Genomic DNA, 24631 nt, shown 5'->3' on the forward strand with positions numbered 1-24631 from the left:
ACGGCTGCGTAACTTACCTCTGGGAGCTTCCTTCCCAGGCACTGAAGGAAGGGTCCACCCCGTCCATGGCAGAGCTTGTCTACCGTCCTGTCGTCGGTTTCGCCCAGACACTGTTCAAGGTGTGGGACCTCAAGATCGACTGCAAGGGATCGGAGAACATTCCGCGCTCGGGCGGCGCCGTGCTGGTGAGCAACCACATCAGCTACCTGGACTTCGTCTTCAACGGCCTGGCGGCGCTCCCCCAGAAGCGGCTCGTGCGCTTCATGGCCAAGGAGTCGGTGTTCCGGCACCGCGTCTCCGGCCCGCTCATGCGGGGCATGAAGCACATCCCCGTGGACCGCGAGCAGGGTGAGGCGGCATACGCCCACGCGCTGGACTCGCTGCGCTCCGGGGAGATCGTCGGGGTCTTCCCCGAGGCCACCATCTCGCAGTCCTTCACGCTGAAGAGCTTCAAGTCGGGCGCCGCCCGCCTCGCCCAGGAGGCCGGCGTGCCCCTGATCCCGATGGCCGTGTGGGGCACCCAGCGGCTGTGGACCAAGGGCCACCCGCGCAACTTCAAGCGCAGCCACATCCCGATCACCATCCGGGTCGGCGAGGCCATCGAGGCGTCCCGGGAGAAGTACGCCGGGGCCATCACCCGCCAGCTGCGCGAGCGCGTCCAGGAGCTGCTGGAGGCCGCCCAGCGCGCCTACCCGGTCCGCCCCAAGGACGCGAACGACACCTGGTGGATGCCGGCCCATCTCGGCGGCACCGCGCCCACCCCGGAGCAGGTCCGCGCGGCCGAGGCCCGCTGACCCCTGCTCAGAGTGCGGTCGGGAGCAGCTCCCACAGGTGCTCCCGGTCCCTCGCGGCCCGGAGGGCCTGAAGGACCGCCGGGTGCGGCTCGGCGTACAGGGTCGGGTAGTCCAGTTCGCCGGAGTCCGGATCCACCGGGAAGGCCAACTGCTCGCCGTCCAGGGAGAATCGCGTGGTCACGCCGGGCTTGTCGCCCCGCGGGTCCTGGCGGTGCCAGGCGCCGCCGAAGCGGACGGCGACCAGGCCGTGGACGACGTCGAACTTCTGGTAGCACAGCGCCGTCGGGATGTCCTCGGCCCGCAGCAGGGCCGCGAGGGCATGGGACTTGGCGTAACAGATTCCCGTGCCCTGCTTCAGTACGTCCGAGGCGCGCCAGGTGACACGCGGGTCGCCGGAGTCCTGGGAGTGCGGGACGGTGTCCCGTACGAACTCGAAGGCCAGCCGCGCATAGGCATACGAGTCCTCGGCCTGCGTGGCGAGCCGCGCAGCCGCCTGCCGCACCACCGGACTGTCATGGTCGATGACCTCGTCAGCGGCCAAGTAGGCGGAGAGGTCGGAGGTTTCCTGGATGAGCTCCATGACGGCAGAGCGTAAGGATGCGGCCATCCGAGAGTCAATGACTTTTCGAATGACCGCATACCTATGCAGAACGTGAGCGGCTAGCGGGCCATCTCCTCCTTGAGCGCCGCCACGAAGGCGTCCACGTCGTCCTCGCGGGTGTCGAAGGAGCACATCCAGCGCACGACGCCGGCCGCCTCGTCCCAGAAGTAGAAGCGGAACTTCTTCTGGAGCCGCTCGGCCACATCGTGCGGGAGCTGCGCGAAGACGGCGTTGGCCTGCACCGGGTAGAGGATTTCGACCCCGTGGACGGCGCGTACGCCCTCGGCGAGCCGCTGGGCCATCTCGTTGGAGTGGCGGGCGTTGCGCAGCCACAGGTCCTTGGCGAGCAGCGCCTCCAGCTGCACCGACACGAACCGCATCTTGGACGCCAGCTGCATGGACAGCTTGCGCAGATGCTTCATGTGCCGCACGGCGTCGGGGTTGATCACGACCACGGCCTCACCGAAGACGGCGCCGTTCTTGGTGCCGCCGAGGGAGAGGAGGTCGACGCCGACCGCGTTGGTGAACGTCCGCATGGGGACGTCCAGCGAGGCGGCGGCGTTGGCTATCCGCGAGCCGTCCAGGTGCACCGTCATACCGTGCGCGTGGGCGTGCTCGCAGATCGCCCGGATCTCCGCCGGGGTGTAGAGGGTGCCCAGCTCGGTGCTCTGGGTGATCGAGACGACCTGGGGCATGGCCCGGTGCTCGTCGTCCCAGCCGTACGCCTGCCGGTCGATCAGCTCGGGGGTGAGCTTGCCGTCCGGGGTGGGCACCGTGAGCAGCTTCAGTCCGCCGACCCGCTCGGGCGCCCCGCACTCGTCGACGTTGATGTGGGCGCTCTCGGCGCAGATCACGGCGCCCCAGCGGTCGGTGACCGCCTGGAGCGCGACGACGTTGGCTCCGGTGCCGTTGAAGACCGGGAACGCCTCCGCCGTGGCACCGAAGTGCCCGCGGACGATCTGCTGGAGGTTCTCCGTGTAGACGTCCTCGCCGTACGCCACCTGGTGCCCGCCGTTGGCGAGGGCCAGGGCGGCGAGCACCTCGGGGTGGGCGCCGGCGTAGTTGTCGCTGGCGAAGCCGCGGACGTCCGGGTCGTGGTGACGGCGGGCGTCGGTCTTCGGAGGGTTCACGGCTTCTCGGTCAGCCACAGGCGCTTTCCGTTCACTTCGGCGGCGGGCTGGTCCCAGACGCCCACGACCGCGTCGGCCAGGTCGTGGACGTCCGTGAAGCCCGCGAACTTCGCGTTGGGGCGGTCGGCGCGCATCGCGTCGTGGACCAACGCCTTGACCACCAGGATGGCAGCCGCCGAGGTCGGGCCCCCGGGGCCCCCCGCCTTGCGGAAGGCGTCCGCGAGCGCGAGCGTCCACGCCTCGGCGGCGGCCTTGGCGGCGGCGTACGACGCGTTGCCCGCGGTCGGCTTGGTGGCGCCGGCCGCGCTGATCAGCACGTAGCGCCCCCGGTCGCTGCGCTGGAGCGCCTCGAAGAAGGCGAGCGAGGTGTGCTGCACCGTGCGGATCAGCAGCAGCTCCAGGAAGTCCCAGTCGTCGAGGCTGGTCTTGATGAACGTCTCGCTGCCGCGCCAGCCGCCGACGAGGTGGACGAGCCCGTCGACCCGCCCGAACTCCTTCTCGGTGCGCAGCGCCCAGTCACGCGAGGACTCCAGGTCGAGCAGGTCGACCGTCTCCCCGGTCACGGTCGCCCCGCCCGACGCGTAGCGGGCCGCGTCGACGGCCTCGGCGAGGCGCTCGGGGTCGTTGTCCGCGCCGACGACGGTGGCGCCCGCCTCGGCGAGCCGCCGCAGTGCCGCCCGGCCGGCGGGTCCGCCCGCTCCGGCCACCGCGATCACCGCACCGTTGAGTGCACCGTTCCCCACCATGCGCCTCGCCTCCTGGGCAGCCTGAGCCGTGTCGCCTGTGTCGCGGTCGCTCACGCGGCGATCCGCTCGGCGTCGTCCGCGGTGATGCCCCGGGTCGAGGCGATCACGTTCTTGAGCTTCTTGGACAGGGCCTCATAGAACATGCTCAGCGGAAACTCGTCCGGAAGCACGTCATCGACGAGTTTCCGGGGCGGCTGGCTCAGGTCGAGGGCGTCGGGGCCCTTGGCCCACTTGGATCCCGGGTGAGGGGCCAGGTAGGTGGAGACCAGCTCGTAGCCGGCGAACCAGTGGACGAGCTTCGGGCGGTCGATGCCGTCGCGGTACAGCTTCTCGATCTCGGCGCACAGCTGGTTGGTGACCTGCGGGGCGCGGTCCCAGTCGATGTGCAGCTTGTTGTCCGTCCAGCGGACGACGTCGTGCTTGTGCAGGTAGGCGAAGAGCAGCTGACCGCCGAGGCCGTCGTAGTTGCGCACCCGCTCGCCGGTGACCGGGAAGCGGAACATGCGGTCGAAGAGGACGGCGAACTGCACGTCACGGGCCTGGGAGACGCCCTCGGCCTCCAGCTTCACGGCCTCCTTGAAGGCGGTCAGGTCGCAGCGCAGCTCCTCCAGGCCGTACATCCAGAACGGCTGGCGCTGCTTGATCATGAAGGGGTCGAACGGCAGGTCGCCGTGGCTGTGGGTGCGGTCGTGGACCATGTCCCACAGGACGAACGCCTCTTCGCAGCGCTTCTGGTCGTGGACCATCGCGGCGATGTCCTCGGGCAGTTCCAGGCCCAGGATGTCGACGGCGGCGTCGGTGACGCGGCGGAAGCGGGCTGCCTCGCGGTCGCAGAAGATGCCACCCCAGGTGAAGCGCTCGGGCGCCTCGCGCACGGCGATCGTCTCGGGGAAGAGGACCGCGGAGTTGGTGTCGTAGCCCGCGGTGAAGTCCTCGAACTTGATGCCGCAGAACAGCGGGTTGTCGTAGCGGGTGCGCTCCAGCTCGGCCAGCCAGTCCGGCCAGACCATGCGCAGGACGACGGCCTCGAGGTTGCGGTCGGGGTTGCCGTTCTGCGTGTACATCGGGAAGACGACCAGGTGCTGGAGGCCGTCCGCACGGTCCGCGGCGGGCTGGAAGGCCAGCAGCGAGTCCAGGAAGTCGGGTATGGCGAAGCCGCCCTCGGCCCAGCGGGTCAGGTCCTTCACCAGGGCCTGGTGGTACGCGGCATCGTGCGGCAGGAGCGGCGAAAGCTCCTCCACGGCCTCGACGACACGCCGTACGGCGGCCTCGGCGTCACCGCGCTCGGGCGCGCCCTCGGCCGAGAAGTCGATCGACCCGTCCTTGGACTGCCATGGCCGGATCCGCTCCACGGCATCCTTGAGCACGGGCCATGCCGGGTGCTCCACCACCCTGGTCACGGGAGGAACCTGGTCCCCCGAAGCCGCCTGCACAAGAATTTCCGTCATGTCCCATCCTCCACGGGAGAACCTCGCGTAAAGAGACCGTATACATACGAGGTTCCTCCCAGCAAGAGGAGGCTCGGGAAATTATCCTGCACACCCTCAAGGTCACCGCACTTTTTCCTGTCGGACCCGGGGAACGTGATTGAGCCGCCGTCAGATGGGCATACGTCGCTCCTACCCGGCAAGCCCCGGTCAATCCCCACAGGACTCGCCCACCCCAGGGTGACGGCCCACCGCCCTGTGCGCCAGCCGTGCCATGTCACGCAGCGCGAACCCCGCGCACATGTGGGGTTCATCACGCGCGGCGGCCACTAGGCTCGGGCTGCCACGCGAACAGTGCCCTCCGGTTCGCCTGCGTGCCGAGCCGCCGTCGACGGAAGCGAGTTGAGTCTTGAACTTCCTTACCATCGGTCACCGCGGAGTCATGGGTCTCGAACCCGAGAACACCCTCCGTTCCTTCGTCGCCGCCCAGCAGGCCGGCCTCGACGTCATCGAACTCGACCTCCACCTGAGCAAGGACGGCGCCCTCGTCGTCATGCACGACACCGACGTGGACCGCACGACCGACGGAACCGGCGCGATCGCCGACAAGACCCTCGCCGAGCTGCGCGCCCTGGACGCGGGCCGCGGGGAGCGCGTACCGGTGTTCGAAGAGGTGCTGGACGCGGTACGGACGCCGCTGCAGGCGGAGATCAAGGACGTGGCCGCGGCCCGGGCGCTCGCCGAGGTGATCACCCGCCGCGATCTCGTCTCCCGTGTCGAGGTGTCCTCGTTCCACGACGACGCCGTCGCCGAGATCGCCCGCCTGGTGCCCGGGATCCGCACCGCGCTGATCGCCAGCCGCTACGGCACCGACATCGTGGACCGCGCGGTCGCCGTGGGCGCGGCGACGGTCTGCCTCAACATCCGCCGCCTCACCCTCGAGATCGTCGAGCACGCCCGCAAGGCCGACCTCAGGATCATCGGCTGGGTCGTCAACACGCAGGATCATCTGCGGCTCGTCCGCGCCCTGGAACTGGACGGCGCGACCACCGACTACCCGGAGATCAAGCGCACCGGCCGCTTCACCGCGTAGCCGCCCCCGCAGGAGCGCGTACCGCTCAGCCGAGCCCCTTGACCAGCAGCTCGAACTGGAGGTCGTCGCGCTGCGGGATGCCGAAGCGCTCGTCGCCGTACGGGAACGGCGTCATCCGGCCCGTACGGCGGTAACCGCGCCGCTCGTACCAGGCGATCAGATCGTTCCGTACCGAGATCACCGTCATGTGCATCTCGGTCACACCCCAGGTGGCGCGGGCCTGCCGCTCCGCCTCCGCGATGATCACCTTGCCCAGACCGGCGCCCTGCAGCTCCGGGCTGACCGCGAACATCCCGAAGTACGCGTACGTCCCGCGGTGCTCGAGCTGGCAGCAGGCCACGATCCGGCCGTCGCGCTCGACGGTGAGCAGCCGGCTGTCCGGCGACTTGACGACCTCCAGGACGCCCTCGGGGTCGGTCCGCCGCCCTACGAGGATGTCGGCCTCGGTCGTCCAGCCGGCGCGACTGGAGTCCCCGCGGTAGGCCGACTCGACGAGCGCGACGATCGAGTCCACGTCGGCGTCGGTGGCGTCCCGGAAGACCATTCCGGCGCGGGCGTCGGGCGCGGCGGTGTCCATGGTGCGTTCTCCCCCGTCTCGGGCGCGGCTCGGGCACCGCAGAGCCTAACGCGCCACTACTGTGCGGCCGCATGGTGCATGTACTGAGCGGCCGGACCCTCCTGCGTCCCACCGACCCCGAGCGGTCCCGAGTGTTCTACGGCGAGCAGCTGGGCCTCGCGGTGTACCGCGAGTTCGGGACGGGCGCCGAGCGCGGCACCGTCTACTTCCTCGGCGGGGGCTTCCTGGAGGTCTCCGGCCGGTCCGAGACGCCGGCCTCACCGGCGGTGCGGCTGTGGATGCAGGTCGAGGACGTGGCGGCCGCGCACGAGGAGCTGGTGGCGAAGGGCGTCGAGATCGTCCGGCCGCCGCTGCGAGAGCCGTGGGGCCTGATCGAGATGTGGCTCGCCGACCCGGACGGCACACCGATCGTGCTGGTCGAGGTGCCGGCGGAACATCCGCTGCGCTACCGCCCGGGCATCTGAGCGACGGCCCGCCCGTCAGGCCCGCAGGCTGCCGAGCCGCCCCTCCAGCCGGGTGAGCAGATCACCCAGCAGGGAGGCGAGTTCTTCCTGGCCGTCGGGGTCGAGGTCGGACAGGACGGCCGTCTCGTAGGCGAGCTGCTCGGGCAGGATGCCGTCGACGAGGTCCCGGCCGGCGTCGGTGAGGCGGACGTGGGCGACCCTGCGGTCCCGGGTGTCACCGCGCCGCTCGACCAGTCCGCGTTCGCTGAGCGCCTTGAGGCGTTTGGTGACGGCGGCCCCGGAGGAGAAGGTCTCCCGGGTGAGCTCGCTGGGGGTGAGTTCGTGGCCGGTGCGCCGCAGCGCGCCCAGCAGGTCGAACTCGGCACGGCTCAGGCCGGCCCGGCGCAGCGGCGCGTCCTCGGCCTGCTGGAGCAGGGCGGCACAGCGGTTGATCCGGCCGATGATCTCCATGGGGGCGGTGTCGAGGTCGGGGTGCACGGTCCGCCACTGGCGGACCACGGCGGCCACCGTGTCCTGTCGCGTCCCGGTCGGCCCGCCGTTCGTCGCCGTCATGGCCGTACGCCCTCCGTCGTGTCGCTCTGTGTGCGCTGGTCCGGGTGCGGCACCTCGCGGTGCTCCGCCCCGGCGAGCGTACGGGGTGTCCCGCGCCCGGCTCGCACGACCCGCGCGCGGGCGCGGTCCGGGACGGCCAGGGCGGCGAGCAGACCGATGAGCGCGCCGACGATCGTGTCCAGCACGCGCTCGCCGATGAGCCGTCCCGGGTCCTGGAAGCCGGCGAACTCGGTGATCAGCAGCGCCATGGGGGTCACACAGACGCTGCCGAGCCAGTAGTTGCGGCCGATGAGGGCCTCGGCGCCGAAGTTCAGGGCGGCGCAGCACAGGACTAGGGCGAGGCCGCCGGTGTGCGCGAGGGGCACGAGGGCGGCGAAGAGGAGGACGCCGAGGAGGTTGCCGACGACACGCTGGACTCCCCTCCCCCAGGTCAGCGTGAAGCTGGCCTGGTAGAGCGAGGCGGCGGTGACCAGCGCCCAGTACGGGCGGCCGACGCCCAGCGCGAGGGAGGCGTAACCGGCGAACGCGCAGCCCAGGGCGGTGCGTAGGGCGAACCGGCCGAGCGGGCGGACCCGTGCCCACAGCGGGTCCTGCGGAACGGGTTCGCCCCGCAGGAGTGTGAGGTCGTCGACCAGCGGTACGGGCCGCGTCCCGCGCAGGTCCCGGGCCCAGGCGCGCAGCAGGTCCGGGTCGGCGTCGGCGGGGGCCGCGAGCGCGATCTCGGCACGGTCGAGGAGGCGGCCGAGCGCCTGGCGGAGGTCGGTGGCGCGGCCGGCGGCGAGCAGGGCGTGGCGGGCGGCGGCCAGGGCGGTTACGGCGTTCGCGCGGACGTGCTCGCCGACGGCCCCGGCGCGGTCGTGCTCGGCGCTGTCGTGCTCACCGGCGGTCTCGGCGTACATGGCCGCCGCGCGGAGCGCCGCCGCGGTGGCCCGGCGCTCGGGGCCGTGCGGGCGCAGCAGGCCGGGCGCCATGCCGACCAGCCAGGCCCAGGCGCCGGCGGCGGTGCCCAGGGCGAGGTGCCCGGGGATCTCGGCGAGCGTCTGGGGCACGAACAGGGCGGCGGAGCTGACGAAGGTGAGGATGACGTTGCCGGGCGGGCCGATCCGGGTGGCGTCGCACAGCACCTTCTGCGCGGCGGCCAGGACCGCGCCGACGGTGACGAGGACGACGGCGCTGCCGGTGAGCGAGGCGGCGAGCAGGGCCGCGGCGAGACCGCCGAGCATGCCGAGCAGCACCCAGGCCAGGGTGCGGGCGCGGGCGGCGTAGGGGCGGTTGTGGGCGTAGAGCGCGCACAGGGATCCGGCCATCGTGTACATCGCCAGGTCGAGCCGGTCCAGCACCACCAGGGTGAGGTTGGGCGGGGCGACGGCGGCGACCACGCTCAGGGCGGGCTTGAACCAGATCTCCGGGGGCCGGCCGAGGCGCAGCACTCGGGCGACCTCAAGCGGAATTCGACTACTCACTTCATTACTTTAGCGAGTGTTTTACCCGTGAATCAAATGTGATGCACCTCCGAACGCTCCCCGTGTACACCTCTGCGCCCGCGTGGCCCCCACCTCGCCCGGGCATCGACGCACTGTCCGAACCGTCGAGCGGGGAGGTACGCGTGCACGGACCGGCTTCGCCCGGCTGGCTGCTGGTCACGCTGTGCGCGGTGACCGGCGCCTACTGCCTGCTGCGGATGCGCAGCCATGTGGAGGAGCAGCGCCGGGCCGCGGGCGGCGAGGCGCTGATGGGCTTCGGCATGGCGGTGATGGCGGTGCCCGCGGCGGTGTTCACTCCGCCCGACTGGGCCTGGCCCGTCTACGCGGCCGTGTTCGGCGCGGCGGCGCTGCACGCGCTGTGGTCGGCGCGGGCCGGCGGACACCATCTGCACCATCTGGTGGGCGCCGCGGCCATGGTCTACATGTCCCTGGCGATGGCCGCCTCGCCCGGGGGCGGGGGTGGCCACGGTGAGGCGGGCGTCCCGCTCCTGACGGGCGTCCTGCTCGCCTACTTCACGGGCTATGTACTCGTCTCCGGCGTGCGGATGGTGCCGGTCGCGGCGGGCGGGCCGGGGGTGGGCTGGGGCGACCGCCCGGAGTTGGCGCGCGCGTGCCGGCTGTCCATGGGGATCGCGATGCTGGCGATGCTGCTGACCCTCTGAACGGGTTCCGCCGGGCGGCCGTACAGAAGCGCACGGATACGCGGGGTGGCCCTGGGTATGTGGTGGACCACGGTGTTCATCCTGGGGGCGGCCGGAATGGCCGCGGCGCGGGCCGCGGACGCACCATTGGTAGTGGAGTCCCGCCCCACGAGTCGGCGAGGATCCCTGTATGCCCACCCGATCCGTCGAGTCCCCGCCCCACCCGAGGGCCGAGCGCACGGTCCCCCGCTGGGCCGGCGCCCTCGGCCTCGCCTCGGCACTCCTGCTCGCCCTCGTCGCGCTCCGCTGGAACCCGCTGATGCGCCTCGACGCCGACATCGCGGACACATCACACGGCTGGGCCGTAGATGCGGACGCGATGACGCAAGCCTGCCGCATCCTGACCGACTGGGTGTGGGACCCGTGGACGATGCGGATCCTGACCTTCCTGGTGGCGATCTGGCTGGTGTGGCGCCACGCCGCACGCTGGACGGCGGTATGGCTGGTGGTCACATGTGCGCTGGCCACACTGGTCCAGCAGACACTGAAGGCAGCCGTCGACCGGCCCCGCCCGGTGTGGCCCGACCCCGTGGACTCCGCCCACTACGCCGCCTTTCCGTCCGGACACGCCATGACCGCGACGGTCGTCTGCGGCCTCCTGCTCTGGCTGCTGCACCGGTACGGCGTCGTCGGCCCCGTTTGGCACACGGCGGTCGCGGTGGCGGTCGTGTCGGTGGCCGGGGTCGGACTGACCCGGGTGTGGCTGGGCGTCCACTGGACCACGGACGTCGTCGGAGGCTGGTTGCTGGGCGCCTTGGTGGTGGTCCTGGCGGTGGGCGTGGACGTCCGCCGCTCACGAGACCGGGCACAACCGACCGACGACGTACTCACCTGACGTTCCCCGCACGCGCCTGCCCACCCCCTCCCCGCCCCATGGCGCGATCTTGCCTCACCGCACCGAACGGCCACCTACGATCACACCCATGACCGCAGTGCTGTTCGATTTCTCCGGGACGCTCTTCCGTGTCGAGTCCACCGAGTCATGGCTGCGCGGCACCCTCGCCGAGGCCCCCTGGGACCTCCCCGAGGCCGAGCTGCTGGAGGCGGCGCGGGCCCTGGAGGTGATGGGAGCGCTCCCCGGCGGCGCCCCGCCCTCCTGGCTGCCCGAGGAGGTCGCCAGCGTGTGGGGCGTGCGGGACACGAGCGAGGAGCTGCACCGGGCCGCGTACACCGGCCTCTCACGGCAGGTACGGCTGCCGGACGACCGTCTGCACGACCTGCTGTACGACCGGCACATGACCCCGGCCGCCTGGGCCCCTTACCCGGACGCGGCCGACGTGCTGCGGACGCTGCGCGAACGCGGCGTGGGCGTCGCTGTGGTCAGCAACATCGGCTGGGACCTGCGCCCTGTGTTCAGGGCACATGGACTCGACCCCTATGTCGACGCCTACGTCCTGTCCTTCGAGCACGGCGTCCAGAAACCCGACCGCCGCCTGTTCACAGTGGCCTGCGAGGCACTGGGCGCCGACCCCCGGGACGCCGTCATGGTCGGCGACAGCCACCGCGCGGACGGCGGCGCGGCAGCCCTGGGCTGCACGGTCCACTTCGTGGACCACCTCCCGGCGACAGAACGCCCGGACGCCCTGCTGCCGGTCCTGGACCTCGTGGGCTGCGGCCCGCGGCCGTAGGAATCGGAAGGCGGCAGGCAGACGCCGTCGAGTCCGCCCTGGACGATCCCCCGCGTCGCCCAGGGCGGACGACAGACCCCGACCGGGCGCTACGGCTCCGGACGGACTGCGCTGAGTATAGTTGGCTGGCAGCCAGTCAACGCAGGAGTTACAGGATGTCCCCGCGCAGCGCCTCGGTCAATGAAGAGTTGCGGCGGCGTTCCCGGGAACGGCTCCTCCAGGCGGCGGTGGAGCTGGTCGGCGAACGCGGGTTCGACGCGACCACCCTGGGTGACATCGCGGACCGGGCCGGATCGGCGCGCGGACTGGTGTCGTACTACTTCCCCGGCAAGCGCCAGCTGGTGCAGTCGGCCGTGCACCGGCTGATGCACCGGACGCTGGAGGAGGCGCTGGAGCGCGAGCCCCGCACCGAGGACGGCCGCGAGCGGATGGCGCGGGCCATCGACGCCGTGCTGGGTCTGGCCCGGGACCGGCCGGTGCTGATGCGTCAGCACATGGCGGGCATTCTGCAGGCGGAGGGCTTTGTGCAGTGCCCGGAGCAGCGGCGGCTGGCCGAGCTGCTGCGGGAGACCTGTGAGCGGTACGGTTCGCGGGACGTCGACGCGGACTATCCGATGCTGCGCGCCCTGCTGATGGGCGCGGTGTTCGCGGCGCTGGTGCCGGGAGTCCCGATGCAGGTGCCGGTGCTGCGGGCGGAGTTGTTCAAGCGTTACCGGCTGGACTGGGAGATGGGCGTCCCGCCGGACGCGGAGGCCGCGTCCGGCGGAACGTGCGCCGAGGATCTGTCACGGTTCTTCGCGACCGGGAGCGGTGACGAACCCGGCCGTCCGAACGGTCAGTCGAAGTAGTCCGGCTGCGTCTGGACGTTGAGCTCACGCAGGTGGATCCGGCGGGCCGGGTCCGTGCGGCGGTCGTCGATCTTCAGGACGTCCAGGCCGCGCGCGATCTCGTTGGAGTAGATGTAGCCGTTGTAGTAGTACGCCGACCACGAGCCCGCGAGCTGGAGGGTGTCCGTGGTCAGGGTGCCGCGGTCGAAGTAGGCGATCTCCTTCGGACGCTTGGAGTCGGTGAAGTCCCAGACCGAGATGCCGCCCTGGTACCAGGCCTGGACCATGAGGTCCTTGCCCTTGACCGGGATCAGGGAGCCGTTGTGCGCCACGCAGTTCTCGGTGTCGGCCTGGTGCCGGGGGATCTTGAAGTAGCTGCGGAAGACCAGCTTGCGCTTGTCGCCCTTGCCGACGATGTCGTAGATGCCGTCGGCCCCGCGGTCCGGGCCGATCTCGGCGTTGCAGGTGGCCGCGCCGCCACCGCCGAGCTCGTCGGTGAAGACGACCTTGTTCGCCTTCTGGTTGAAGGTCGCCGAGTGCCAGAACGCGAAGTTCACGTCGTCCCGCACCTGGTCGATGACCTTCGGGCGCTCCGGGTTCTTGATCGACAGCAGGATGCCGTCACCCATGCAGGCACCGGCGGCCAGGTCCTCGGACGGCAGGACCGTGAGGTCGTGGCAGCCCGTGGTCTTGCTGACGCGGCCGGGCGTGCCGGGGTTGCCGCCGCCGTCCGGGCCCTCACCGGGGAAGAGCACCGGGAAGTCGATGACCGCCGCCTTCTGGGGCGCGTGCCGCGGCACCTTGATGACGGAGATGCCGTCGTGCGGCGGCTGGCAGTCCGGGTAGGTGGCGCTGGGCGAGTAGGACGAGACGTAGATGTAGACGTTCTTGCGCTCGGGCACCAGCGTGTGGGTGTGCGAGCCGCAGGCGGTCTCGACGGCGGCGACGTACTTCGGGTTGCGCTTGTCGCTGATGTCGAAGACCTTCATGCCCTCCCACGACGACTTCTCGGTGGCGGGCTGGGTGGTGCTGTTGCAACTGCTGTCGCTGCGCGAGGAGTCGGTGGACAGGAAGAGGAGGTCGCCGGAGACGGTGATGTCGTTCTGCGAGCCGGGGCAGAGCACCTGCGCCACGGTCCTCGGGGCCCTCGGGTTGCTGATGTCGAAGATACGGAAGCCGTCGTAGTTGCCCGCGAAGGCGTACTTGCCCTGGAAGGCGAGGTCGGAGTTGGTGCCCTGGAGGGCGTCCTTGGGGACGTTCGCCACGTGCCGGATGTTGGCGGAGTGGACGATCTCGTCCTGGCCGGGTATCTCGCCGTCCTTCAGCGCCTTGCGCACCTCGGCACGGGTGCTCTCCGAGATCTTCTGCTCCTGGGCGGGTCCGTCCCCGGGGTCGGGGGTCGCGGTCGCCGGCTGCGCGGTCAGCAGAGCGCCGAGGAGTCCGGCGGCGACGGCCACAACTCCCAGGTGTCTGCGTCGGGTTCGGGAATTGCCGAACAGGATCACTGTTTTCCTCCCTTGTGCCGTTCGCACTGGAACGGTTCACGCACGCCCGAGTATCGTCTCAGCATGCCCATATCAAAAGGGGACCAGGCAGATGTGACACCGCTTTCATGGCGCCGGGCCCGCGTCGCCCTGGCCGCGGCCGCCCTCGTGCTCGCGCTGGGAGCCTGCGACTCCGCCACCGACGCCAAGTCGCCCGCGGACAGCGGGCCTTCGGTCATCGTGCCGGGTGAGCCGGGCGAGCCCAACAAGGTGCTGTCCGCGGAGGAGGCCGCACGGCAGCGCTCCGAGGACGACTCCCCCAACTCCGCCGACGTCTCCTACGCGCGCATGATGATCCAGCATCACGAGCAGGCCCTGCTGATGACCGAACTCGTGCCGGAGCGGGCGGAGTCGGCGAAGGTGAAGAAGCTCGCGTCGCGGATCGCCGCCGCACAGGGCCCGGAGATCGACGCCATGAAGGGCTGGCTGAAGACCCACGGCAAGGGCACCGAGGCCGAAGGCCACGAGCACGCGCACGCGCCGATGCCGGGCATGGCGACCGAGGCGCAACTGGCGAAGCTGCGCGCCGCGCGCGGGCAGGCGTTCGACCAGCTCTTCCTCACCCTGATGATCACCCATCACGACGGGGCGGTCACCATGGCCACCGATGTGAAGGCGCAGGGCAACAACATCCAGGTCGAGGAGATGGCCGACGACGTCGTCGCACAGCAGACGACCGAGATCTCGCGGATGCGGGATCTGCTCTGACCGAGCCGGAGGAGCCGGACGAGCCGAACAGGGGTGCGTCGAGGGGCGTCGGCAGTGGACCCGGGGCCGCCGACCGGCGTCAGCGGCGGGCGCGGCGCGGTGGCAGGAATCCCGCGTCGCGCGCCTGGCCGATGAGCCGCAGCGACCGGCGGCGGCTGTGCCCGGTCGCGCCCATCACCGCCAGAACGGGGTCCGCGCCCCGTTCCTGGGCCTGGCGGTACTCCCGCGCGACGAGCCACTGCCCCTCGACACCGAGCGGCCACTCAGGGCGCGCCCGGCTCGCCGCGGAGCCGTCGCCCTGCCGCCCCGCGACACCGCACGCCTGGGAGAGCGGATCCTCGATCCAGTCGGCGAGCGCCGCGAGGTCGTCCAGCGAGAGCGCCGGTACGGCCCGGACGTCCTCCAGGTAGACGCCGCCCTCACCGACGACGGCGACCGCGTCGACATGTGCGCCGTCACCGAACTCCAAGCGGACACCCAGCCACGAGGTGGCCCCGGCGCCGTCCCGCACTTCCCACGCGGGCCACACGGACACGGTGCCGTCTGTCGCACAACGATCGGAAAGATTAAGAAAGGATGCTTCCAGCACACACGCAACGTAACCGCATGATCACATTCCATAACGAACGAACACGCTCCCCGCGCACGGCACAGCACCCTGTCAGCGGAGCGGCGGCGGTGCGATGCTGGGAGTCGAGAGCGACTCCCGACCTTCCATGACCGAGGAGTTCCGCCGTGCTCAGGATCGCCGTCGTCGGTTCCGGCCCCAGCGGGTGCTATACCGCCCAGGGGCTCGTCCAGCAGCATCCCGGCGCGCTCGTCGACGTCCTGGACCGGCTGCCGTGCCCGTACGGCCTCGTGCGGTACGGGGTGGCACCCGACCACGAGAAGATCAAGTCCCTGCAGAACACCCTGCGCACGGTGCTGGAGCACGAGCGGGTCCGGTTCCTCGGCGGGGTGCCGGTCGGCCCGGACGGCGTACCGGCGGCACGGCTGCGGGAGCTGTACCACGCGGTGGTGTACTGCGTGGGCGCCGCCGGCGACCGGCGCCTCGGGATCGCGGGCGAGGATCTGGCGGGCAGCTGGTCGGCGACCGAGTTCGTGTCCTGGTACAGCGCGCATCCCGACGCCGCCGCCGACGGGTTTCTGACCGGGGTGCGCTCCGCGGTGGTCATCGGCGTCGGGAACGTCGCGGTCGACGTGACGCGGATGCTGGCGCGCGGCGTGGCCGAGCTGAGCCCCACCGACATCCCGCACGCCGCGCTCACCGCCCTCGCCGCGAGCCGGGTGTCCGAGATCAGCATGGTGGGCCGGCGCGGCCCGTCGCAGGCCCGCTTCACCACCAAGGAGCTGCGCGAGCTGGGCGCGCTGCCGGACACCGAGGTCGTGGTGGACGGGCGGGAGCTGGCGATGGACCCGGCGTGCGCCGAGCCCGCCGCGCTGCCCGCGCCGCAGCGCCGCAACGTGGAGGTGCTGCACGCCTGGGCCGAGGCCCCGGCGCGGGCCGCCCGGCACCGTATCCGGCTGCGCTTCTTCCTGCGCCCGGTCGAACTCCTGCCCGCCGACGGCGGCGTGGGTGCCGTGCGGTTCGAGCGGACGGCACCGGACGGGCGGGGCGGTGTGACGGGCACGGGCCGGTTCGAGGACGTCGAGGCGCAGTTGGTGCTGCGGTCGGTGGGCTATCGCGGTGTGCCGCTGGAGGGGCTGCCGTTCGACCCCGCGACCGGCACGGTGCCGCATCGGGACGGGCGGGTGCTGCGCGACGGGGCGGTGACGCCGGGCGAGTACGTGGCCGGCTGGATCAAGCGGGGGCCGACCGGCGTCATCGGCACCAACCGTCCGTGCGCGAAGGAGACGGTCGCCTCCCTGCTGGCGGACGCGGCCGCGCTGGAGGGGAAGTCCGTGCCGGAGGAGCCGGTCACGGCCCTGCGGGCGGCCGGGATCGACCCGGTGCGCTGGCAGGGCTGGTGCGCCATCGAGCGGGCGGAGGCGGAACTGGGCGCGTCGCTCGGCCGGGGCACGGTCAAGCTCCCCGACTGGCAGTCACTGATGCGCGCGGCGCAGGGCGGCGGGGCCTAGGGTCTTTCTTTTGGATCAGGCCGGATCAGGGAGCGGGGTCCGGTGCCGCGCATCGCAAGGCGGAGGAGGGCGCCATGGCGGAGCCATGGCAACCGACGACAACGCGGCGAGGTGCGGTGCCGGACCCCGCGAGCCCGGCATGATCCGAACGAGAGGCCCTCGATCGCGCGGGGCGCCGGGCGGGACTTCGCGGACACGGCTCAGGCCCCGTCCTCACCGAGCCGTGCGGCCTGTCGGCCGGCCGCGTCGAGGAGCGCGTCGAGGAGCCCCGGGAAGAGGTCGTCCAGGTCGTCGTCGCGCAGGCCGTTCATCTTGGCCGTGCCCCGGTAGATCTGCCGGATCACGCCGCTCTCGCGCAGCACCCGGAAGTGGTGCGTGGTGGTCGACTTGGTGACGGGCAGGTCGAAGTGCGAGCACGTCAACTCATGGCCGACCGAAGCGAGTTCGCGCACGATCCGCAGCCGCATCGGATCCGACAGGGCGTGCAGCACCCCTTCGAGACGGATCTCCTCGCGCGCCGGGTGCGGCAGGTCTCGGCTGCTGACGGCGGGGCTGGTCACGGCGGCTCCAGTTCGTCGGGCCCGCTGACGCGGAGTCCCTCACTCGGTTCGGTTCATTGTACGAGACCTCTCGTAGTTTGACATCCACCGTACTACGATGCCTATCGTACGAGTCGACCACCGGTCCCGTGACGAATGGAGTCCGCCGTGAGTGCGCTCTTCGAGCCCTACACCCTGCGCGACCTGACCATCCCCAACCGTGTGTGGATGGCGCCCATGTGCCAGTACTCGGCCGCACCGGAGGGCCCCGACACGGGCGCCGCGAACGACTGGCACTTCGCGCACTACGCCGCCCGCGCGACCGGCGGAACGGGCCTGATCCTCGTCGAGGCCACCGCCGTCCACCCCGACGGCCGGATCACCCCGTACGACCTGGGCATCTGGAACGACCGGCAGGTCGAGGCGCTGCGCCGGGTCACGGACTTCCTGCGGGCCCAAGGCACCGTGCCGGGCATCCAGCTCGCCCACGCCGGGCGCAAGGGTTCGACCGGGCGCCCTTGGGAGGGCGGCGGGGCGGTGGGAGCGGACGCCCACGGCTGGCAGCCGGTCGCGCCCAGCGCGATCGCCTTCGCCGAGGGACACCTGGTGCCGAGCGAGCTGACGGTCGACGAGATCCGTGACGTGGTCCGGCAGTTCGCGGACGCCGCCCGCCGCGCCCTCGCGGCCGGCTTCGATGTCGCCGAGATCCACGGTGCCCACGGCTATCTGATCAACGAGTTCCTCTCCCCGCACTCCAACCACCGCACGGACGAATACGGCGGCTCGTACGAGAACCGCACCCGTCTCGCCCTCGAGGTGGTGGACGCCGTGCGCGCGGTGTGGCCGCAGGACAAGCCGCTGTTCTTCCGGATCTCCGCCACCGACTGGCTGGGCGAGGACGGCTGGACCGACGAGGACACGGTCCGCCTCGCCGCCGATCTGCAGGCCCACGGCGTCGACCTGCTCGACGTCTCGACCGGTGGCAACTCCCCCAGCGCCAAGATCCCCGTCGGCCCGGGCTACCAGGTGCCGTTCGCCGCGCGAGTCAAGACCGAGACTCCCCTGCCGGTCGCCGCGGTGGGGCTGATCACCGACGCCGAGCAGGCGGAGAAGATCCTCGCGAACGGCGAGGCGGACGCCATCCTGCTCGGCCGTGAGTTGCTGCGGAACCCTTCCTTCGCCCGCCATGCGGCGCGCGAGCTGGGTGGCGAGGTGAGTGTGCCCGACCAGTACCACCGGTCGGTCTGACCCACATCGAGGCCCGGCGGCCGGCGGCCGCACCACACGGTCACGGCCCGCCACCTCGGGACCGCTACACCGTTTCGGACGCCGGCCCGCGCGCCTCGCCGGCCATCTCCCGCCGGTAGCGCGCGTATGCGGCGCGCAGGCCCGCGCCCGGCCAGTCGTCCGGGAGCAGGGCGGGCGGCAGCACCGGGTCGGCCAGCAGATGCCGTACGACCGCGGCGAAGGCGGTAAAGCGCGCGGACGGCGTGTCGGCGCGGGCGACATGGTCGAGCAGGGCGTGCCCGGTGGCGGCCCAGGCGTCCAGGTCCCACAGGGCGGCGGCCAGGTCGCGGGCGGCCAGGTCGGGCCGGGCCCGGTAGCACTGGGCGACCTCGTCGAGGGCCTCCGGCAGAGGGCGGCGCAGATTGGCCGGGCGCAGCCAGACGCCCTCGCGCAGTTCGGCGAGGCGGAGCCGGGTCAGCCGGGCGCGCAGTTCGGCGCGGTCGGCCGGGTCGCGTCCGGTGGCCGTGACCACGACCATCTCCCAGTCGCCGTCCCAGACCCCGGTCTCCGGATGGACGGCGTCGTCCTGGCGGCGCTGCCGCTCCAGAAGACGGTCGCTGAGCGCGTACACGCCGTCCGCGCGGCGCAGGTCGCCGGCGGCGACCATACGGCTGAGCGCCGCCCGCAGTGTGGTGCCCGCGATGCCGAACGGCTCGACGGCGCGCACCAGTTCCCGTACGGGCAGCTCCGGGGGGTGCAGGCCGAGCAGGAGGCTGAGGACGACCGAGCGGGCGGACAACGGGCGCAGTTCCACCTCGTCACCCCGCTGTGCCACGTCCTCGCCCATGACCGGGTAGCTTACGTGCCGGATCGGCGTATTACAGTATTGCTGCGGCCGTAGAGGTGGTGCAACATGGGCGGCATGGTCTCGACACCCGCCCAGGAGCAGCCCGTGGACCCGCAGGACCGGTCCGGGCCGTACGCCACCCACGACGTCTCCAACCAGCCCCCGCCGCTGGCGCCCTACGACGCGTCGCAGGACATCGCGCTGCTGGAGGGCCTGCGGCGCGAGGGCGCCGGCTGGGCCGAGGAGGGCATCCGGCGGCTCGGCCTGCGGGCCGGCAGCGCCGAGGCGCAGGAGTGGGGCGAGCTGGCCAATCGCCACGAGCCCGAGCTGCGCACCCACGACCGGTACGGCCATCGCGTCGACGAGGTCGAGTTCCACCCGAGCTGGCACCACCTGATGCGGGTCGCGGTCGGCGAGGGCCTCGCGGCGGCGCCCTGGGCGGACGACCGGCCCGGCGCGCACGTCGCCCGGACCGCGGGCGGGCTGGTGTGGGGACACACCGAGGCCGGGCACGGCTGCCCGACGTCGATGACGTACGCGGCCGTCCCCGTGCTGCGCCGGCAGCCCGAGCTCGCCAAGGTGTACGAACCGCTGCTGACCAGCCGGGAGTACGACCCCGGCCTGCGGGTGCCGACGGAGAAGCGCGGCCTGCTCGCCGGCATGGGGATGACCGAGAAGCAGGGCGGCTCCGACGTCCGGACCAACACGACGACGGCGTGGCCGTCCGCGGAGCCCGGCGTGTACACGCTGCGCGGGCACAAGTGGTTCACGTCGGCCCCGATGTGCGACGTCTTCCTGGTGCTCGCGCAGGCCCCCGGCGGTCTGTCCTGCTTCCTGGTGCCGCGGGTCCTGCCGGACGGCAGCCGCAACACCTTCCGTATCCAGCGGCTCAAGGACAAGCTCGGCAATCGCTCCAACGCGTCCTCCGAACCGGAGTTCGACGGGACGGTCGCCTGGCTCGTCGGGCCCGAGGGGCGGGGCGTCAAGACCATCATCGAGATGGTCAACTGCACCCGGCTCGACTGTGTGATGTCCTCGGCGACGCTGATGCGCAAGACGCTCGTCGAGGCGGGCCACCATGTGCGCCACCGCAGCGCGTTCGGAGCCCGGCTGATCGACCAGCCGCTGATGCGCAACGTCCTGGCCGACCTGGCGCTGGAGTCGGAGGCGGCGACGACCCTGACGCTGCGGCTGGCGGGCGCCGCCGACCGGTCGGTGCGCGGGGACGACCCCGACGGCACCGAGTCGGCGTTCCGCCGGATCGCCACCGCCGTCGGCAAGTACTGGGTGACGAAGCGGGGCCCGGCGTTCACCGCGGAGGCGCTGGAGTGCCTGGGCGGCAACGGCTACGTCGAGGAGTCGGGCATGCCCCGCCACTACCGCGAGGCACCGCTGCTGTCGATCTGGGAGGGCTCCGGGAACGTCAACGCCCTGGACGTGCTGCGGGCGCTGAGCCGGGAACCGGCCACCGCCGACGCGCTCTTCGCCGAGCTGGCCCTCGCGCGCGGGGCGGACGCCCGGCTGGACGCCTCCGTCACCCGGCTCAAGGCCGGGCTGGCCGAGGGGACGGAGGCCGGGGCCCGGCGCCTGGTCGAGCAGATGGCCCTGACCCTCCAGGCCGCCCTGCTGGTCCGGCACGCCCCGGCTGCGGTCGCCGACGCGTTCTGCGCGACCCGGCTCGGCGGCGACTGGGGTCACGCCTTCGGGACCCTCCCCGACAGCGCGGACCTCGACACGATCCTGGCGCGGGCCCTGCCGGACGGCGTCTGAGGGCCGCGCCGCGCATCAGGTGGCGGGCCCGCACCACACCGGGGCCCCACCGCGGGCGCCTCGCCACCCGGGCCCCCACCGGGGAGCCGCCGTCACCACCGCGGGCGCCTCGCCACCCGGGCCCCCACCGGGGAGCCGCCGTCACCAGGTGGGGCGTCCGCCCCAGGACGGCCCGAAGCGGGCCCACTCCCGGCCCCACCACTCGATCCGGCGGCTCTCCAGGCGGGTGCGCAGGGCGCGGCCCGCGACGAACGGGACGGCGGCCGCGCACAGGCCCGCCAGGCCGCCCACCAGCGTCGCCCGCGTGTGCGCCTCGGCGGGGGTGGCGGGGCGGCCGACCAGATGTCCTTCCGGGTCCGTCCACACGGTGACCGGTGTGCCGGCCGGGCTGCCGGGGCGGACGCGGGCCTGGCCGGAGCGCGGGGAGCCGTCCGGCGCGCTCCAGCGGACCTCGGCCCAGACCCGCTCGGCGTTCGACGAGCCGGTGCGGGCGCCGGCCCGGCCCGGCGCGTCGTCGCCGAGCAGGGCGACGACCGGCCGCCACTCGGCCCGTTCGCGGGCCAGGCCCCGCTCCACGGTGTCGGCGGTCGTCTGGCAGGTGAGGACGCCGGCGAGGACCATGGCCGCCCAGACGGCGAGCAGGACCCACGACTCGAGCGCGTCGGCGCGGCGCTTGAGCGGATTGCGCCGCCACCGCCACAGCCACACCCTGCGACCACGGAACGCCATAGGCGGCTGCCTCCTCACGAGCGCACGGACGCGCGGCACGGACGTGCCGGGCCGGCTCACACCCATACGGGCCCCGGCGCGCGGTTGCTCACGCCGCGGGACGGACACGGGCGTGGGCCGCGTCACGCGATACGTGTCATCGCCGCTCCGACCTGCGGTGTCGCCCTTCGCGGGGGTGACTGTCAGTGGTGGGGTGCAGACTGGCCGATGTCTGGGACAAAGGCGTCGCGGAGGTGACCGTCATGACCGAGGTATTGCTCGCAGTGGGCACACGCAAGGGCCTGTTCATCGGCCGGAGGCGAGGGGGGACCTGGGAGTTCGACGAGAGTCCGTACTTCAACGCGCAGGCGGTGTACTCGGTCGCCGTCGACACCCGGGGCGACCGCACCCGGCTCCTCGTCGGCGGCGACAGCGCGCACTGGGGCCCGTCCGTGTTCCACTCGGACGACCTGGGCCGCACCTGGACCGAACCGGCCCAGCCGGCGGTCAAGTTCCCCAAGGACACGGGGGCCTCGCTGGAGCGGGTGTGGCAGCTGCACCCGGCCGCCGCGGAGCCCGACGTGGTGTACGCGGGCACCGAACCGGCCGCGCTGTACCGCTCGGAGGACCGGGGCGAGACGTTCGAGCTGGTCCGGCCGCTGTGGGAGCACCCGACCCGGTCCAAGTGGGTGCCGGGCGGCGGGGGCGAGGGCCTGCACACCGTGGTCACGGACCCGCGCGACCCGAAGACCCTGACGGTCGCCGTCTCCACGGCGGGCGTGTTCCGCACCACCGACGGCGGGGCGAGCTGGACACCGTCCAACTCCGGTGTCTCGGCGGTGTTCCTGCCGGATCCGAACCCCGAGTTCGGCCAGTGCGTCCACAAGGTCACGCAGGACGCCGAGGACGCGGACTGCCTGTACCTCCAGAACCACTGGGGGGTGTACCGCAGCGACGACGCGGGCGGGCACTGGACGGACATCGGCGAGGGCCTGCCGTCCACGTTCGGGTTCGCGGCAGCCGCCCACCCGCGGCGCGGCGGGACGGCGTACGTGTTCCCGATCCAGGCCGACTCCGACCGCGTGCCGGCGGAGCGGCGCTGCCGCGTCTTCCGTACGGCGGACTCGGGTGGGACCTGGGAGCCGCTGACGGCGGGGCTGCCGCAGGAGGACCACTACGGCACGGTGCTGCGGGACGCGCTGTGCACCGACGACGCCGATCCGGCGGGCGTGTACTTCGGCAACCGCAACGGCGAGGTGTTCGCGTCGGCCGACGACGGCGACTCCTGGCGCCAGCTCGCCTCCCATCTGCCGGATGTGCTGTGCGTCAGGGCGGCGGTGATCGGATGACCGCGCGCGGCTTACGGGCGGCCTCCGGCCACCGGTTGATCGGCGCCACCCGTACGGCAGTAGGGTGACGCCCGTGGCTCCACGACCCTTGCATGAAATCGTCGAACCGGGCTGGGCGAAGGCCCTGGAACCGGTCGCCGACCGGATCGCCGCGATGGGGGACTTCCTGCGCGCCGAGATCGCGGCCGGACGCACCTATCTGCCGGCCGGGCCGAACGTCCTGCGGGCGTTCCAGCAGCCGTTCGACGAGGTGCGGGTCCTGATCGTCGGTCAGGACCCCTACCCCACCCCGGGGCACGCCGTCGGTCTGTCGTTCTCGGTGGCTCCCGAGGTACGTCCGCTGCCCGGCAGTCTCATCAACATCTACCGGGAGCTGGGTTCCGACCTGGGGCTGCCGCAGCCGTCCAACGGCGATCTGACGCCCTGGACCCAGCAGGGCGTGCTGCTGCTCAACAGGGCGCTCACCACGGCCCCGCGCAAACCGGCAGCGCATCGCGGCAAGGGCTGGGAGGAGGTCACCGAGCAGGCGATCCGCGCGCTCGCCGCGCGCGGCAAGCCTCTGGTGTCCATCCTGTGGGGCCGCGACGCCCGCAACTGCCGTCCGCTGCTCGGGACCCTTCCGTCGGTGGAGTCGGCGCATCCCTCGCCGATGTCGGCCGACCGCGGATTCTTCGGCTCGCGTCCGTTCAGCCGGGCCAACGACCTACTGATCCAGCAGGGCGGTCAGCCCGTGGACTGGCGTCTGCCGTGACCGGTTCCGGGGGCGGGCCGGCCGGGTTCCTGGCCGTCGATTCCGGCGGTTCGGGGCTGCGCGTCGTCGTCGGTGAGGCCGGACGCGGGGTGCTGGCCCGGCGAGAGTCGCGCGAGCCCCTGCGGACCGGGGACCGAGGGCTCGACCCCGACCACCTCATGGGACAACTGGTGCCCATGGTGCGTGCGTTGACCGCCGACGCAGGGGTCAGCCGGCTCGGCGCCGCCGCGATCGGTGCGGCGGGGCTCGCCTCCCTCGGGGACGCCCTGCGGGACGAGCTGCCTGTCGCGCTGGAGCGGGCGTTCGGCATCCGGCGGGTCGCTCTCGCCGCCGACGCCATTACCGCCTATGTGGGTGCCCTGGGCTCCCGGCCCGGTGCCGTCGTCGCGGCCGGTACGGGTCTGATCGCGATCGGCACCGATCTGACGGCATGGCAGCGCGCCGACGGCTGGGGGCATCTGCTCGGCGACTGCGGCGGCGGCGCCTGGATCGGGCGGGCCGGACTGGAGGCGGCGCTGCGCGCGCACGACGGGCGCTCCGGCGGTTCCGCCGCGCTGCTGGCGGCCGCCGAGGAGCAGTTCGGGCCGGTGCGAGGGCTGCCGGGCGCGGTGTATCCGCGGACGGACCGGGCGGCCGTCCTCGCCTCGTTCGCCCCGCGGGTGGCCGCCTGCGCGGCCGACGGGGACCCGGTGGCCGTGGACGTGCTGCGGGCCGCCGCGCGCCATGTGGCGGACTCGGCGGCGGCCGTCTGCCCGTCGTCGGGCACACCGCATCTCGCGCTCACCGGTGGCCTGTTGAAGCTGGGGGACCCGCTGCTCGGCCCGCTGGACGAGGAGATGGCGCGACGGCTGCCGCACGCGCGGCGCGTGCCGGCCGCCGGGGACCCGCTGGAGGGGTCCGTATGCCTCGCGACCGACCTGGTGACGGGTGGACTGACACTGCCCGGCGACCCGGCGATGCTGACCGTGATCGAGGGGGCGACCGTGACAGAGGGCGACGAGGAGTGATCTTCCGGGGTCGCGCGATCCCCCTCTACGCGTCAACCAATCCGACAAAAGCGGACGGATACCGCTCACCTGCACCCT

26 protein-coding genes are annotated in these 24631 nt (G+C 72.3%); 14 read left to right on the forward strand and 12 right to left on the reverse strand.

What is annotated here, in order from left to right; all coding sequences use genetic code 11:
* The first annotated feature begins 65 nt into the window (after positions 1 to 65).
* A complete protein-coding gene (locus tag DC008_RS03605) occupies positions 66 to 794 on the forward strand; it encodes a lysophospholipid acyltransferase family protein (RefSeq protein WP_108705680.1) in 729 nt (242 codons plus the stop codon).
* A gap of 7 nt (positions 795 to 801) precedes the next feature.
* Here the strand turns inward: DC008_RS03605 and DC008_RS03610 are convergent, their stop codons facing one another.
* From DC008_RS03610 to DC008_RS03625, 4 genes are all read right to left on the reverse strand, one after another.
* A complete protein-coding gene (locus DC008_RS03610; protein WP_164492258.1) occupies positions 802 to 1374 on the reverse strand; it encodes a transglutaminase-like domain-containing protein in 573 nt (190 codons plus the stop codon).
* Between the two features lie 80 nt (positions 1375 to 1454).
* Positions 1455 to 2525 carry a threonine aldolase family protein gene (locus tag DC008_RS03615; RefSeq protein WP_108705682.1) on the reverse strand — a complete coding sequence of 357 codons (1071 nt, stop codon included), beginning with the start codon at positions 2523 to 2525 and terminating at the stop codon, positions 1455 to 1457.
* On the reverse strand, positions 2522 to 3271 hold the full coding sequence (locus DC008_RS03620) for an SDR family oxidoreductase (protein WP_108705683.1): 750 nt from the start codon (positions 3269 to 3271) through the stop codon (positions 2522 to 2524). Before DC008_RS03620 ends, DC008_RS03615 begins: the two co-directional genes overlap by 4 nt.
* Positions 3272 to 3321: 50 nt before the next feature.
* Complete coding sequence (locus tag DC008_RS03625) at positions 3322 to 4719, reverse strand: DUF6421 family protein (RefSeq protein WP_108705684.1); 1398 nt, start codon at positions 4717 to 4719, stop codon at positions 3322 to 3324.
* Positions 4720 to 5107: 388 nt separating this feature from the next.
* On the opposite strand from DC008_RS03625, the gene DC008_RS03630 reads away from it, so the two are divergent.
* Positions 5108 to 5791: a glycerophosphodiester phosphodiesterase gene (locus DC008_RS03630; protein ID WP_055622228.1), complete on the forward strand. Its 684-nt coding sequence runs from the start codon at positions 5108 to 5110 to the stop codon at positions 5789 to 5791.
* 25 nt (positions 5792 to 5816) lie between these two features.
* Here DC008_RS03630 and DC008_RS03635 read toward each other — a convergent pair whose 3' ends face one another.
* Positions 5817 to 6368 (reverse strand): GNAT family N-acetyltransferase, encoded by a 552-nt coding sequence (locus DC008_RS03635; protein ID WP_108705685.1) that lies wholly within the window; start codon positions 6366 to 6368, stop codon positions 5817 to 5819.
* A gap of 71 nt (positions 6369 to 6439) precedes the next feature.
* On the opposite strand from DC008_RS03635, the gene DC008_RS03640 reads away from it, so the two are divergent.
* The gene (locus tag DC008_RS03640; RefSeq protein ID WP_108705686.1) at positions 6440 to 6832 is read left to right on the forward strand and encodes a VOC family protein; all 393 of its coding nucleotides are present in this window, start codon (positions 6440 to 6442) and stop codon (positions 6830 to 6832) included.
* A 15-nt stretch (positions 6833 to 6847) separates the two neighbouring features.
* On the opposite strand, the gene DC008_RS03645 is transcribed toward DC008_RS03640, so the two are convergent.
* Together DC008_RS03645 and DC008_RS03650 are read right to left on the reverse strand one after the other, a co-directional pair.
* Positions 6848 to 7384 carry a MarR family winged helix-turn-helix transcriptional regulator gene (locus DC008_RS03645; protein WP_108705687.1) on the reverse strand — a complete coding sequence of 179 codons (537 nt, stop codon included), beginning with the start codon at positions 7382 to 7384 and terminating at the stop codon, positions 6848 to 6850.
* Positions 7381 to 8847 (reverse strand): FUSC family protein, encoded by a 1467-nt coding sequence (locus DC008_RS03650; protein ID WP_244221330.1) that lies wholly within the window; start codon positions 8845 to 8847, stop codon positions 7381 to 7383. The genes DC008_RS03645 and DC008_RS03650 overlap by 4 nt, the downstream gene beginning before the upstream one ends.
* A 143-nt stretch (positions 8848 to 8990) precedes the next feature.
* Here DC008_RS03650 and DC008_RS03655 point away from each other — a divergent pair, with 143 nt between their 5' ends.
* From DC008_RS03655 to DC008_RS03670, 4 genes are all read left to right on the forward strand, one after another.
* Complete coding sequence (locus tag DC008_RS03655) at positions 8991 to 9530, forward strand: DUF5134 domain-containing protein (protein WP_108705689.1); 540 nt, start codon at positions 8991 to 8993, stop codon at positions 9528 to 9530.
* Between the two features lie 169 nt (positions 9531 to 9699).
* Complete coding sequence (locus DC008_RS03660) at positions 9700 to 10404, forward strand: phosphatase PAP2 family protein (protein WP_108705690.1); 705 nt, start codon at positions 9700 to 9702, stop codon at positions 10402 to 10404.
* A gap of 88 nt (positions 10405 to 10492) precedes the next feature.
* Complete coding sequence (locus DC008_RS03665; RefSeq protein WP_108705691.1) at positions 10493 to 11197, forward strand: HAD family hydrolase; 705 nt, start codon at positions 10493 to 10495, stop codon at positions 11195 to 11197.
* A 155-nt stretch (positions 11198 to 11352) separates the two neighbouring features.
* Entirely contained in the window at positions 11353 to 12045 is a 693-nt protein-coding gene (locus tag DC008_RS03670; protein WP_108705692.1) for a TetR/AcrR family transcriptional regulator, read from the forward strand.
* Here DC008_RS03670 and DC008_RS03675 read toward each other — a convergent pair.
* Complete coding sequence (locus DC008_RS03675; RefSeq protein WP_108705693.1) at positions 12033 to 13529, reverse strand: LVIVD repeat-containing protein; 1497 nt, start codon at positions 13527 to 13529, stop codon at positions 12033 to 12035. The genes DC008_RS03670 and DC008_RS03675 overlap by 13 nt on opposite strands.
* 63 nt (positions 13530 to 13592) lie before the next feature.
* On the opposite strand from DC008_RS03675, the gene DC008_RS03680 reads away from it, so the two are divergent.
* The gene (locus tag DC008_RS03680; RefSeq protein ID WP_108705694.1) at positions 13593 to 14276 is read left to right on the forward strand and encodes a DUF305 domain-containing protein; all 684 of its coding nucleotides are present in this window, start codon (positions 13593 to 13595) and stop codon (positions 14274 to 14276) included.
* A gap of 79 nt (positions 14277 to 14355) precedes the next feature.
* Here the strand turns inward: DC008_RS03680 and DC008_RS03685 are convergent, their stop codons facing one another.
* Positions 14356 to 14811 carry a DUF6214 family protein gene (locus DC008_RS03685; RefSeq protein WP_108705695.1) on the reverse strand — a complete coding sequence of 152 codons (456 nt, stop codon included), beginning with the start codon at positions 14809 to 14811 and terminating at the stop codon, positions 14356 to 14358.
* A 200-nt stretch (positions 14812 to 15011) separates the two neighbouring features.
* On the opposite strand from DC008_RS03685, the gene DC008_RS03690 reads away from it, so the two are divergent.
* The gene (locus DC008_RS03690; protein ID WP_108705696.1) at positions 15012 to 16355 is read left to right on the forward strand and encodes a ferredoxin--NADP reductase domain-containing protein; all 1344 of its coding nucleotides are present in this window, start codon (positions 15012 to 15014) and stop codon (positions 16353 to 16355) included.
* 200 nt (positions 16356 to 16555) lie between these two features.
* Here DC008_RS03690 and DC008_RS03695 read toward each other — a convergent pair whose 3' ends face one another.
* Complete coding sequence (locus DC008_RS03695; RefSeq protein ID WP_108705697.1) at positions 16556 to 16915, reverse strand: ArsR/SmtB family transcription factor; 360 nt, start codon at positions 16913 to 16915, stop codon at positions 16556 to 16558.
* A 147-nt stretch (positions 16916 to 17062) separates the two neighbouring features.
* On the opposite strand from DC008_RS03695, the gene DC008_RS03700 reads away from it, so the two are divergent.
* Positions 17063 to 18142 carry an NADH:flavin oxidoreductase/NADH oxidase gene (locus DC008_RS03700; RefSeq protein ID WP_108710552.1) on the forward strand — a complete coding sequence of 360 codons (1080 nt, stop codon included), beginning with the start codon at positions 17063 to 17065 and terminating at the stop codon, positions 18140 to 18142.
* A gap of 64 nt (positions 18143 to 18206) precedes the next feature.
* On the opposite strand, the gene DC008_RS03705 is transcribed toward DC008_RS03700, so the two are convergent.
* Complete coding sequence (locus DC008_RS03705) at positions 18207 to 18968, reverse strand: PaaX family transcriptional regulator C-terminal domain-containing protein (RefSeq protein ID WP_108705698.1); 762 nt, start codon at positions 18966 to 18968, stop codon at positions 18207 to 18209.
* A 75-nt stretch (positions 18969 to 19043) separates the two neighbouring features.
* Here DC008_RS03705 and DC008_RS03710 point away from each other — a divergent pair, with 75 nt between their 5' ends.
* Positions 19044 to 20738: a DNA alkylation response protein gene (locus tag DC008_RS03710; protein WP_108710553.1), complete on the forward strand. Its 1695-nt coding sequence runs from the start codon at positions 19044 to 19046 to the stop codon at positions 20736 to 20738.
* Positions 20739 to 20879: 141 nt separating this feature from the next.
* On the opposite strand, the gene DC008_RS03715 is transcribed toward DC008_RS03710, so the two are convergent.
* Positions 20880 to 21467 carry an Rv1733c family protein gene (locus DC008_RS03715; RefSeq protein ID WP_108705699.1) on the reverse strand — a complete coding sequence of 196 codons (588 nt, stop codon included), beginning with the start codon at positions 21465 to 21467 and terminating at the stop codon, positions 20880 to 20882.
* Between the two features lie 185 nt (positions 21468 to 21652).
* On the opposite strand from DC008_RS03715, the gene DC008_RS03720 reads away from it, so the two are divergent.
* From DC008_RS03720 to DC008_RS03730, 3 genes are all read left to right on the forward strand, one after another.
* Positions 21653 to 22795 (forward strand): WD40/YVTN/BNR-like repeat-containing protein, encoded by a 1143-nt coding sequence (locus tag DC008_RS03720; RefSeq protein ID WP_108705700.1) that lies wholly within the window; start codon positions 21653 to 21655, stop codon positions 22793 to 22795.
* 73 nt (positions 22796 to 22868) lie between these two features.
* Positions 22869 to 23546, forward strand: a complete 678-nt coding sequence (locus tag DC008_RS03725; RefSeq protein ID WP_108705701.1) for a uracil-DNA glycosylase — start codon at positions 22869 to 22871, stop codon at positions 23544 to 23546.
* On the forward strand, positions 23543 to 24553 hold the full coding sequence (locus DC008_RS03730) for an N-acetylglucosamine kinase (protein WP_108705702.1): 1011 nt from the start codon (positions 23543 to 23545) through the stop codon (positions 24551 to 24553). Before DC008_RS03725 ends, DC008_RS03730 begins: the two co-directional genes overlap by 4 nt.
* Positions 24554 to 24631: the final 78 nt, after the last annotated feature.

It is taken from the genome of Streptomyces nigra, from assembly GCF_003074055.1.
Classification (GTDB): domain Bacteria; phylum Actinomycetota; class Actinomycetes; order Streptomycetales; family Streptomycetaceae; genus Streptomyces; species Streptomyces nigra.